We start from the raw sequence: 12,139 nt of genomic DNA, 5'->3' as shown, positions 1-12,139 counted from the left end.
GTTGGCGACACCTTCCTGCGTCTGCTCGGGGTTGGCGCCAGTTTCCTCAGATGGCGCCACATATATGAAGCGCCATCGCAGGAAACTGGCGCCGACAGCTCGTCAGCGCAGCACCGGGCAGGTGCGGATGCCGGGGCCGCAGCACCAGGTGGGCGGATGCCGGGGCCGCAGCACCGGGCAGGAGCGGATGCCGGAACCGCAGCGCCGGGCAGGGGATGGATGCCGGAGCCGCAGCACCGAGGGCATACCGCACCGTCCGCGCGGGTTATACCGCAGGGATCGGAACTCGTCAAGGATTCGGCTGGACATGGCGCGTCGCGATGGGTATAGTGGGTAGTTGCGCTCCCTTCCCCTTGCCCTCATATGGTGGTCGGCTTGTGCCTGTGCGGCCCCGCTGAGCTTCAGCGGCGCGTGCTGCGCGGGATCGGGTTCCGGGGAGCACTCCATCCGATGACGAGGAAGACCAGCCCCTGCCCGGGCTGACGGAGGTAATCCCCTTGGCTGCTGCGCGCAACGCAACCAATCCCACCACCAAGAACGGACGCGGCGCTTCCCGCCTCTCGTTCGCCAAGATCTCCGACACGCTGACGGTCCCCGACCTGCTGGCGCTGCAGACGGAGTCGTTCGACTGGCTCGTCGGCAACGACGCCTGGAAGGCGCGCGTCGCCGAGGCCGAGGTCGCTGGCCGCACCGACGTGCCCACGGTGAGCGGTCTGGAGGAGATCTTCGAGGAGATCTCGCCGATCGAGGACCTCGGCGAGACGATGCAGCTGAGCTTCACGAACCCGTACCTGGAGCCGGAGAAGTACTCGATCGAGGAGTGCAAGGAGCGCGGCAAGACCTACGCCGCCCCGCTGTACGTCGAGGCCGAGTTCATGAACCACCTCACCGGCGAGATCAAGACCCAGACGGTCTTCATGGGCGACTTCCCGCTCCAGACCGGCAAGGGCACGTTCATCATCAACGGCACCGAGCGCGTCGTCGTCTCGCAGCTGGTCCGCTCGCCGGGCGTCTACTTCGACAAGACGCCCGACAAGACCAGCGACAAGGACATCGTCTCGGCCCGCATCATCCCGAGCCGCGGGGCGTGGCTCGAGTTCGAGATCGACAAGCGCGACCAGGTCGGCGTGCGCATCGACCGCAAGCGCAAGCAGTCGGTGACGGTGTTCCTCAAGGCCCTGGGGCTCTCCAGCGAGGAGATCCTCGCCGAGTTCGCCGGCTACGAGTCCATCGAGGACACCCTGTCGAAGGACACGATCCTCACCAAGGAGGACGCCCTCCGCGACATCTACCGCAAGCTCCGCCCGGGCGAGCAGGTCGCCGCCGAGGCCGCCCGCGCGCTGCTCGACAACTTCTACTTCAACCCGAAGCGCTACGACCTCGCCAAGGTCGGCCGCTACAAGCTGAACCAGAAGCTCGGCCTCGACGCGCCGCTGAGCGACTCGGTGCTCACGGTCGAGGACATCGTCGCGACCATCAAGTACCTCGTGCGCCTGCACCGCGGCGACGAGACCTTCGAGGGCGTCCGCGCCGGCAAGCCGGCCGAGATCCGTCTCGACACCGACGACATCGACAACTTCGGCAACCGCCGCATCCGCGCCGTCGGCGAGCTGATCCAGAACCAGGTCCGCACGGGCCTCAGCCGCATGGAGCGCGTCGTCCGCGAGCGCATGACCACGCAGGACATCGAGGCGATCACGCCGCAGACCCTGATCAACGTGCGCCCCGTCGTGGCCGCGATCAAGGAGTTCTTCGGCACCTCGCAGCTGTCGCAGTTCATGGACCAGAACAACCCGCTCGCCGGCCTGACCCACAAGCGCCGCCTCTCGGCGCTGGGCCCCGGCGGTCTGTCGCGCGAGCGCGCCGGCGTCGAGGTCCGCGACGTGCACCCGTCGCACTACGGCCGGATGTGCCCGATCGAGACCCCGGAAGGCCCGAACATCGGCCTGATCGGCTCGCTCGCGTCGTTCGCGCGCATCAACGCGTTCGGCTTCATCGAGACGCCGTACCGCCGCGTCGAGGACGGCCGGGTCACCGACCACATCGACTACCTGACGGCATCCGAGGAGAACGACTACATCGTCGCGCAGGCCGGCGCCGAGCTGACCGACGACGGCCGCTTCGCGCAGGACCGCGTCCTCGCCCGTCGCGGCAAGGGCGGCGAGGTCGACCTGTTCCACGCCGAGGAGATCGGCTACATGGACGTCTCGCCGCGCCAGATGGTGTCGGTCGCGACCTCGCTCATCCCGTTCCTCGAGCACGACGACGCGAACCGCGCCCTCATGGGCGCGAACATGCAGCGCCAGGCCGTGCCGCTCCTGCGCAGCGAGTCGCCGGTGGTCGGCACCGGCATGGAGGGCTACGCCGCGATCGACGCGGGCGACGTCATCACCGCCGACCGCGCGGGCGTCGTCTCGCAGGTCTCGGCCGACGTCGTGACCGTGCAGCTCGACGAGGGCGGCACGCAGGACTACTTCCTGCGCAAGTTCGACCGCTCGAACCAGGGCACGTCGTACAACCAGCGCGTCATCGTCTCGGCGGGCGACCGTGTCGAGGTCGGCGAGGTCATCGCCGACGGTCCGGCGACCGAGAACGGCGAGCTCGCGCTCGGCAAGAACCTCCTCGTCGCCTTCATGACGTGGGAGGGTCACAACTTCGAGGACGCCATCATCCTCAGCCAGGACCTCGTCAAGAACGACACGCTCTCCTCGATCCACATCGAGGAGTACGAGGTGGATGCCCGTGACACCAAGCTCGGCAAGGAGGAGATCACCCGTGACCTCCCCAACGTCAGCCCGGACCTGCTGAAGGACCTGGACGAGCGCGGCATCGTGCGCATCGGCGCCGAGGTGCGCCCCGGCGACATCCTCGTCGGCAAGGTCACGCCGAAGGGCGAGACCGAGCTCAGCGCCGAGGAGCGCCTGCTCCGCGCGATCTTCAACGAGAAGTCGCGCGAGGTGCGCGACACGTCGCTGAAGGTCCCGCACGGCGAGCAGGGCACGATCATCGCGGTGAAGGAGTTCAACGCCGAGGAGGGCGACGACGAGCTGGGCTCGGGCGTCAACCGCCGCGTCGTGGTCTACATCGCGCAGAAGCGCAAGATCACCGAGGGCGACAAGCTCGCCGGCCGTCACGGCAACAAGGGCGTCATCGCGAAGATCCTGCCGGTCGAGGACATGCCGTTCCTCGCCGACGGCACGCCGGTCGACGTGATCCTGAACCCGCTCGGCATCCCGGGTCGCATGAACTTCGGCCAGGTGCTGGAGACCCACCTCGGGTGGATCGCCAAGCAGGGCTGGAAGGTCGAGGGCGAGCCGGAGTGGGCGGTGCACCTGCCCGAGGAGATCCGCGAGGCCACGCCCGGCACCAAGGTCGCGACCCCGGTGTTCGACGGCGCCGCCGAGGAGGAGATCGCGGGTCTGCTCGACTCGACGCTCCCCACCCGTGACGGCGACCGCCTCATCGACTCGACCGGCAAGACGCAGCTGTTCGACGGCCGCTCCGGCGAGCCGTTCCCGGCTCCGATCTCGGTCGGCTACATGTACATCCTGAAGCTGCACCACCTCGTCGACGACAAGATCCACGCGCGCTCGACCGGCCCCTACTCGATGATCACGCAGCAGCCGCTCGGTGGAAAGGCGCAGTTCGGCGGCCAGCGCTTCGGCGAGATGGAGGTGTGGGCCCTCGAGGCCTACGGCGCCGCGTACGCGCTGCAGGAGCTCCTCACGATCAAGTCCGACGACATCGTGGGCCGTGTGAAGGTCTACGAGGCGATCGTCAAGGGCGAGAACATCCAGGAGCCCGGCATCCCGGAGTCGTTCAAGGTGCTCATGAAGGAGATGCAGTCGCTCTGCCTGAACGTCGAGGTCCTCGCCGCCGACGGCACCGCGGTCAACCTCCGCGACACCGACGACGAGGCCTTCCGCGCGGCGGAGGAGCTCGGCATCAACATCTCCACCCGGTTCGAGTCCTCGTCGATCGACGAGATCTGAACCCCGGCCAGCTGATTCAAGAATTCCGACACAGGAGAACTCGTGCTCGACGCAACAACTTTCGATGAGCTTCGCATCGGCCTGGCCACCGCCGACGACATCCGTCGCTGGTCCTACGGCGAGGTCAAGAAGCCCGAGACCATCAACTACCGCACGCTGAAGCCGGAGAAGGACGGCCTCTTCGGCGAGCAGATCTTCGGGCCCTCCCGCGACTGGGAGTGCGCCTGCGGCAAGTACAAGCGGGTCCGCTTCAAGGGCATCGTCTGCGAGCGCTGCGGCGTGGAGGTCACCAAGAGCTCCGTCCGCCGCGAGCGCATGGGCCACATCGAGCTCGCCGCCCCGGTCACCCACATCTGGTACTTCAAGGGCGTCCCGTCGCGCCTCGGGTACCTGCTCGACATGGCGCCGAAGGACCTCGAGAAGGTCATCTACTTCGCCGCCTACATGGTCATCTCGGTGGACGAGGACGCGCGTCACCGCGACCTCGCCACGCACGAGTCGAACCTGCGCCTGGAGATCAAGAACCTCGGCGACCGTCGGGACTCGCGCATCGCCGCGCGCCTCCAGAAGCTGGAGGAGGAGCTCGCCGCCCTCGAGGCGGAGGGCGCCAAGGCCGACCAGAAGAAGAAGGTCAAGGACTCCGCCGAGAAGGAGATGGCGAACGTCCGCAAGAACTTCGACGAGCAGATCGCCAAGCTCGAGCGCGTGTGGGAGGAGTTCCGCACGCTCGACGTCGGCCAGCTCAAGCAGGAGGACGACGTCTTCCACGAGCTGCAGGACCGCTTCGGCCAGTACTTCGAGGCGTACATGGGCGCCGAGGCGATCAAGCGCCGCCTCGAGGCGTTCGACCTGGCCGCCGAGGCCGAGAACCTGCACCTGCAGATCTCCGAGGGCAAGGGCCAGCGCAAGATCCGTGCGATCAAGCGCCTCAAGGTCGTCAACTCGTTCCTGTCGACCGGCATGAGCCCGGCCGCCATGGTGCTCGACGTCGTGCCGGTGATCCCGCCGGAGCTGCGTCCGATGGTCCAGCTCGACGGCGGCCGCTTCGCGACCTCCGACCTCAACGACCTGTACCGCCGCGTGATCAACCGCAACAACCGCCTCCGTCGCCTGATCGACCTCGGCGCGCCCGAGATCATCGTCAACAACGAGAAGCGGATGCTGCAGGAGGCCGTCGACGCGCTGTTCGACAACGGCCGCCGCGGCCGCCCCGTCACCGGCACCGGCAACCGGGCGCTCAAGTCGCTGTCCGACATGCTCAAGGGCAAGCAGGGCCGGTTCCGCCAGAACCTGCTCGGCAAGCGCGTGGACTACTCGGGCCGTTCGGTCATCATCGTCGGCCCGCAGCTCAAGCTCCACCAGTGCGGTCTGCCCAAGCAGATGGCGCTCGAGCTGTTCAAGCCGTTCGTGATCAAGCGTCTGATCGACCTCGGCCACTCGCAGAACATCAAGGCCGCCAAGCGCGCCGTGGAGCGCACGCGCCCCGAGGTGTGGGACGTGCTCGAGGAGATCATCCGCGAGCGCCCCGTGCTGCTCAACCGTGCGCCGACGCTGCACCGCCTCGGCATCCAGGCCTTCGAGCCGCAGCTCGTCGAGGGCAAGGCCATCCAGCTGCACCCGCTCGTGTGCGCCGCGTTCAACGCGGACTTCGACGGCGACCAGATGGCCGTCCACCTGCCGCTGTCGGTCGAGGCCCAGGCCGAGGCGCGCGTGCTGATGCTCGCCTCGAACAACATCCTGAAGCCGTCGGACGGCCGTCCGGTCACCCTGCCCTCGCAGGACATGATCATCGGCCTGCACCACCTGACCACGGTCAAGGAGGGCGCGCTCGGCGAGGGTCGCGTGTTCGGCTCGGTGGGCGAGGCGATCCTCGCCCGCGACGAGGGCACGCTCGACCTGCAGGCCAAGGTGCGCATCCGCGTCCCGGGTCTGGAGTTCCTCGAGGGCGAGGCCCCCGAGGGCTACGCCGACGTCCTGAACGAGGACGGCGGCGTGGACAAGCGCGGCCACGGTCTCGTCGACGCGTCGCTCGGCCAGGCGATCTTCAACGACACGCTCCCGAAGGGCTACCCGTTCGTGCGGGGCCAGGCCGACAAGGGCAAGCTGTCGCAGATCGTGAACAAGCTGGCCGAGGAGTACCCGAAGGTGGAGGTCGCGGCATCCCTCGACCGCATCAAGGATGCCGGCTTCTACTGGGCCACGCGCTCGGGCGTGACCGTCGCCCTCAGCGACATCCTCACGCCCCCGAACAAGGGCGAGATCGTCGCCGGCTACGAGAAGCGCGCCGCGAAGGTCCAGGCCCAGTACGAGAAGGGTCTCACGACCGACGCCGAGCGTCGTCAGGAGCTCATCGAGATCTGGACCGAGGCGACCGACGAGGTCCAGAAGGCGATGCGCGACAACTTCCCGGAGGACAACACCATCAACCGCATGGTGTCGTCGGGCGCGCGAGGCAACTGGCTGCAGATCCGCAACATCGCGGGCATGCGCGGTCTCGTGAACAACCCGAAGGGCGAGATCATCCCGCGTCCGATCATCTCCTCGTACCGCGAGGGGCTGTCGGTCGCCGAGTACTTCATCGCCACCCACGGCGCCCGCAAGGGTCTGGCCGACACCGCCCTCCGCACCGCGGACTCGGGCTACCTGACCCGTCGCCTCGTGGACGTCTCGCAGGACGTCATCATCCGCGAAGAGGACTGCGGCACGACCAAGGGCCTCGAGCTGCCGATCGCGGCCGAGGGCCTGGACGGCACGCTCGAGAAGGACCCGAACGTCGAGAACTCGGTGTTCGCGCGCACCCTGGCCGCCGATGTCGTCTCGCCCTCGGGCGAGGTGCTCGCCGAGGCGGGCGACGACGTGGGCGACGTGCTGATCGACCGGCTGGTCGCCGGCGGCGTCACCTCGATCAAGGTGCGCTCCGTGCTCACGTGCGACTCGGCGGTCGGCGTCTGCGCGAAGTGCTACGGACGGTCGCTGGCCACCGGCAAGCTCGTCGACATCGGCGAGGCGGTCGGCATCATCGCCGCCCAGTCCATCGGCGAGCCCGGCACGCAGCTGACCATGCGCACGTTCCACACCGGTGGATCGGCGTCGGCGGACGACATCACGCAGGGTCTGCCCCGCGTGCAGGAGCTCTTCGAGGCGCGCACCCCCAAGGGCGCGTCGCCGATCGCGGAGGCCGACGGCCGCATCACGATCGACGAGACCGAGAAGGCCAAGAAGGTCATCCTCACGCCCGACAACGGCGACGAGCCGCACGTCTACCCGGTGCTCAAGCGCGCCACCCTCCTCGTCGAGGACGGGCAGCACATCTCGGTCGGCGACCCGATCCTGGTGGGCACGCTCGACCCCAAGGAGGTCATGCGCGTGCAGGGCGCCCGCGAGGTGCAGAAGTACCTCGTCGGCGGCGTGCAGGGCGTCTACCGCTCGCAGGGCGTGCCGATCCACGACAAGCACATCGAGGTCATCGTGCGCCAGATGCTGCGGAAGGTCACCGTGGTCGACCACGGCGACACGCCGCTGCTGCCCGGCGAGCTGGTCGACTTCAAGCGCTACCAGCAGATCAACCGCGAGGCGGTCGCCGAGGGCAAGCGCCCCGCGTCGGGCCGTCCCGAGCTGATGGGCATCACGAAGGCGTCGCTCGCGACGGAGTCGTGGCTGTCGGCGGCGTCGTTCCAGGAGACGACGCGCGTGCTCACGCAGGCCGCCATGGAGGGTCGCAGCGACCCGCTCGTGGGCCTCAAGGAGAACGTCATCATCGGAAAGCTCATCCCCGCCGGCACCGGCCTTGCGAAGTACCGCAACGTCGTGGTCGAGGCGACGGAGGAGGCCAAGAGCGAGCGGTACCCCAACCGCATCTTCGCCTCGGACGGCGCGTACAGCGACGCCGACCTGAGCTACGTCGACTTCGACAGCTTCTCGACCGACGACTTCACGCCCGGCACCTACAACTGATCGAGCGGGATCCGTTCCCGAAGGCCCCCGGCTCCCGCCGGGGGCCTTCGCCGTCCCCGTCCCCGCCCGCTCCGTCCCCCGCTCCGCCCGTGAGAGTGCAACTGTGCACCGAGACAGCATGCTCAGCCCGCACTCTCGGTGCACCAGTGCACTCTCGCGGGCTCGTGGGCGGGGGCCGCGGGGGCACGGGCGGGGCGCACCGGGGGTCGGCCGTGCGCCGTGTCGGGACGCCGTCGTGGGCGGTGCGCCGTAGCGTGGAGGGATGGCTCGGCTCGGCGGCAGGAACGCGCCCTTCGCGTGGGTCGTCGGCATCCTGTGCGCGGCGATCGTCGCCGGGCTCGCCTTCCTGGCGATCCCGATGGTGCCCGTCGTCACCGACTGGGCGGTGCAGACGCTCTCCGGCTCGAAGCCCTCGTCCGAGCGCGCCGGCGACGACGACGGACCGGTCGAGTGCCGCGACCTGTACGTCGCGCCGCTGTGGGCGAGCCTCAAGTGGGCGTCGGGCTCCGAGCTGACGCGCCCCGCGGAGGTCACCGCGACGAGCGCCGCGGCCCTCCTCGAGGCGGCGCAGCCGACCGTGCGGTTCACGTGCGCGTGGTCGTCCGACGCCGGGACGGTCTCGACGACCGTCGCCGAGGTGGATCAGGATGCCGCGGCCGTCGCGGTGGCCGGCATGCCGGCCCTGGGGTTCACGTGCACCGAGGTCGGCACGCGCACGCGGTGCGCGCGCGCCGAGGGCGAGGTCGTCGAGACGGTGGAGACCGGCGGCGGACTCCTGGTCGCGAGCGTCGAGACGGCGTGGCATCCGACGCAGTACGCGGCGCGCGTCGCGGACCGCGTCTGGCGGCGGTGACGGGCCGACACGCCGCGTGGCGCCGACACTCGGCATGCCTGCGTCGTCAGCCGCGCGCCCCGGGTTACGCTCGCACTGCGGTGGCGTGCGCCCCGCGTAAGGAGCACAATCCCGCATGAGCGAGCCACAGCACGACGAGAGGACCGACGAGCCCCGCGGCGTCGACGAGGTCGTCGACAGCGTGAACGCGAGCCTCGCCGACGCCGAGGCCGCTTCCCGCGATGCCGTCGGCGAGAACGAGAGGGACGAGTCGGCGGCGCGCCACGTCGCCGACGTGCCCGACGAGGCGGTCACCGTGGTCGCCGAGCCGGCCCCGTCCTCCTCGGACGCCGCCACCGTCGCATACGCCTCCACCGACGACGCGCTGTCGCGGTACGACACCGACGACGCCGAGTTCACCGCGCGCTACGCCGCCGTCGAGGAGCCCACGGCGCTGTACCCCGCCGCGGCGACCGAGGCCACGGCGCTGTACCCCGAGACCGTCACCCCGAGCGAGCCGGTCGTGCCGGTCGTGCCGGTGGCCCAGCAGCCCATCTTCGTGCAGGCGCCCGAGGCGCCCCGCCCGCGCGGCAACCGCGGGGCGGCGGGCGCGATCGGCCTGCTCGCCGCGGTGGCCTTCGGCATCCTGTACCTGGGCGTCGCCCTCGGGCTGCGCGTCGCGGCCGGCGAGATCACGGTCGCCGCCGTCGGCGCCGAGGCGCTCGCCGCGCTCACGAGCTGGTGGCTGTGGGTGCCCGTCGCCGTGTTCTTCGTGTCGTTCTGGCTGCTCGGCGCCATCATCAACCGCGGTCGCTGGGGCGTCTGGGTGGTCCTGGGCCTGCTCGTCGGTCTCGCCTCGTACGGCGGACACCTGCTCGGCCAGCTCTTCCAGGCGCCGTTCTGGGCGCTCACCGCGCGTCAGGGCACCGAGATCGTCGAGAGCCAGATCCTGGCACCGCTCGCCATCGGCGCGTTCGTCATCGGCCGCGAGCTGACCATCTGGTTCGGCGCGTGGGTCGCCGCGCGCGGCAAGCGCGTCACCGAGCTCAACCGCGAGATGCAGCGCGAGTACGAGCGGACCCTCGAGGCCGGTCCGCAGGTGCGCCAGGGCTGATGTCCGAGAACGGCCGCGGAGTCCCGCCCCGCATGGGGCTCGGCTTCGCGGTCGTCGGCTTCGTGGCCCTGGCCGTGTGCGGCCTGGGGCTGACGAGCCTCGCCTCCGGCGCGGAGGTGATCGCCACCCCCGGGCTCGGGCAGATCCCGGGCGTCGCCGGCATGGTCCTCGCGACGGCGATGTTCGGCCTCACGATGTGGGCGGCGCTGCGCCGTGCGCGCCCGGTGTACCGCGCGACGGCGACGGTGACGGTCGCGACAGTCCTCGCCCACCTCGCCGGCGTCTGGCTCGGCGCCGTGTTCTCCGGCTCGGATGCGGCCCTCGCGACGGCCGCGGTGGGAGGCTTCGTGACCTCGTGGTTCGTGGTCGTGCTCGCCGCCGCGGCGTTCGTCTCGTCGTGGGCGGGCATCGCCCTCGTGCGCACGCGCGCCCAGCGGCCCCGCTGGCCGTGGGAGCGCGACGAAGACCTCTGACCGGGGGAGAATGGTGCACGTGGAGCGCTCGCTCGAGACGCAGGTCAGCCAGGCCGTCGACGCGTGGCTGAGATGGCTGCCGCGATGGGAGCCCGCCACGCACCGCGGACGCGTGGCCCCGTGCCGGCGCTGCTTCGGCTCGCCGGTGCTGTCGGCGGCCGGTCTCGGCGCCGACGTGCCCCACGGCGTGCAGCACGGCCTGTCGACGCGCATCAAGGCGATCGTCGACCACGCGGTCGCCGAGTACACGTCCCTCAACCTGCCGATGCTGCAGTCCGAGCTCGACCAGCAGGCCGCGCGCAACCGTGCCCGCAGCTACCGGCCCGCCGAGGGGCTCGAGCCCGAGTTCGAGGGGCTGCCGCTCGACCCCGACCCGGTGCCCGGCGCGCCGTTCCTGTTCACGATCGCGGGGCTCGCCGACGAGGTGGATGCCGGCATCCCGGCCCTGCCGCCGCTGAGCGACGAGGCGAAGGCGGCGCTCCGGCAGGAGGTGCGCCTCGCCGACGACTACGCCAACATGGTGGGCCGAGAGGTGTGCGCGGTGCTGCTGCACCATCGCCTGCGGATCCAGGCGGCCGTGAGCCAGCACGTGGAGCCGCAGATCGCCGCGATGCTGGCCGAGCTGACCCGCTCGCTCGACGCCCCGTTCGACACGGGACCCGACGGCCCGGCCTGACCTCCTGACGCGCCTGGCGGCCTTTGTTACGATGTCCGCTAACACACACGCGGAACGTCGTGGGACCGGCCTCCGTGTTCGTCCGCCGCTCTCTGGGGGAGCGTAAGGGGTGCCATGGGGAGCAGACCGTCGGTCGTCGCCCCTGTCCTGGCGGGGCTCGACTACGTGCGCCCGCTCGGCTCCGGTGGCTTCGCGGACGTCTTCCTGTACGAGCAGGACATGCCGCGCCGTGCCGTGGCCGTCAAGGTCATGCCCGCTCCGGCGGCCGACCCCGAGCTCGTGCGCATGTTCAACGCCGAGGCGGACGTGCTCGCCCATCTGTCCGCGCACCCCGCGATCGTCACGGTGTACCAGGCCGGCATCTCGGCCGACGGCCGCCCGTACATCGTCATGGAGTACTGCCCCGGATCGTACGCGCACCGCTACCGCATCGAGCGCATCCCGGTCGACGAGGTCATGTCGATCGCGGTGCGCCTGGCCGGGGCCCTCGAGTCGGCGCACCGCGCGGGGCTCGTGCACCGCGACATCAAGCCGAGCAACGTGCTGGTCACGGCGTTCGGCTCGGCCGTCCTGGCGGACTTCGGCATCGCCTCGTCGCTCGCGCGGCAGAGCGCGTCGGACGTGCTCGCGATGTCGGTGCCGTGGAGCGCGCCCGAGGTCGTCGCCGAGCAGACGTCGGGGACCGTCGCGAGCGAGGTGTGGAGCCTCGGCGCGACCGTGTACTCGCTGCTGGCCGGGCACAGCCCGTTCGAGCGTCGCGAGCGGGGGCAGAACACGCGCGAGCAGCTCGTGCGCCGCATCTCGCGGGGCACGTACGTGCCGATCGCCCGCGCCGACGTGCCGGACGCGCTGCAGGAGGTGCTCGCGACGGCGATGAGCCGTGACCCGCGGCGCCGGTACCGCACCGCGGCCGAGCTCGGCGAGGCGGTGCGCGAGGTGCAGCGCGCCGCCGGCCTCGCCCCGACGCCGCTCGAGGTCCCGACCGGCGACTGGACGCCCACGACCGTCGACTTCTCGGATGCCACGCCCCGCGGCCCCGTGCGCACGCACGTCGACCACGACACGCAGCGGCGTCTGACGTCCACGCCCCCGGGGTCG

General features: G+C 70.4%; 7 protein-coding genes. All 7 read left to right on the top strand.

The window, feature by feature from the left end; genetic code table 11:
• The first annotated feature begins 497 nt into the window (after positions 1–497).
• Positions 498–3,992, top strand: a complete 3,495-nt coding sequence (locus WML84_RS08275) for a DNA-directed RNA polymerase subunit beta (RefSeq protein ID WP_347345670.1) — start codon at positions 498–500, stop codon at positions 3,990–3,992.
• A 42-nt stretch (positions 3,993–4,034) separates the two neighbouring features.
• On the top strand, positions 4,035–7,946 hold the full coding sequence (locus tag WML84_RS08270) for a DNA-directed RNA polymerase subunit beta' (protein WP_347345669.1): 3,912 nt from the start codon (positions 4,035–4,037) through the stop codon (positions 7,944–7,946).
• A gap of 262 nt (positions 7,947–8,208) precedes the next feature.
• The gene (locus tag WML84_RS08265) at positions 8,209–8,799 is read left to right on the top strand and encodes a hypothetical protein (protein ID WP_347345668.1); all 591 of its coding nucleotides are present in this window, start codon (positions 8,209–8,211) and stop codon (positions 8,797–8,799) included.
• Between the two features lie 115 nt (positions 8,800–8,914).
• Entirely contained in the window at positions 8,915–9,892 is a 978-nt protein-coding gene (locus WML84_RS08260) for an ABC transporter (protein ID WP_347345667.1), read from the top strand.
• Positions 9,892–10,365, top strand: a complete 474-nt coding sequence (locus WML84_RS08255) for a hypothetical protein (RefSeq protein WP_347345666.1) — start codon at positions 9,892–9,894, stop codon at positions 10,363–10,365. The genes WML84_RS08260 and WML84_RS08255 overlap by 1 nt, the downstream gene beginning before the upstream one ends.
• 19 nt (positions 10,366–10,384) lie before the next feature.
• A complete protein-coding gene (locus WML84_RS08250) occupies positions 10,385–11,041 on the top strand; it encodes a spermidine/putrescine ABC transporter substrate-binding protein (RefSeq protein WP_347345665.1) in 657 nt (218 codons plus the stop codon).
• A 114-nt stretch (positions 11,042–11,155) separates the two neighbouring features.
• Positions 11,156–12,139, top strand: a 984-nt coding sequence (locus tag WML84_RS08245; protein WP_347345664.1) for a serine/threonine-protein kinase, incomplete at its 3' end; no start/stop codon positions are given.

The sequence above is a fragment of the Microbacterium sp. genome (genome assembly GCF_039812165.1).
In the GTDB taxonomy this organism is placed as follows: Bacteria; Actinomycetota; Actinomycetes; order Actinomycetales; family Microbacteriaceae; genus Microbacterium.
The sequence above is the reverse complement of the archived record's forward strand: the minus strand, read 5'-3'. Positions and strand labels throughout refer to the sequence as shown.

Bases quoted from the DNA above. Each gene is read 5' to 3' on its own strand.
- WML84_RS08265 (WP_347345668.1), top strand. From the start codon at position 8,209: ATGGCTCGGCTCGGCGGCAGGAACGCGCCCTTCGCGTGGGTCGTCGGC.
- WML84_RS08260 (WP_347345667.1), top strand. From the start codon at position 8,915: ATGAGCGAGCCACAGCACGACGAGAGGACCGACGAGCCCCGCGGCGTC.
- WML84_RS08255 (WP_347345666.1), top strand. From the start codon at position 9,892: ATGTCCGAGAACGGCCGCGGAGTCCCGCCCCGCATGGGGCTCGGCTTC.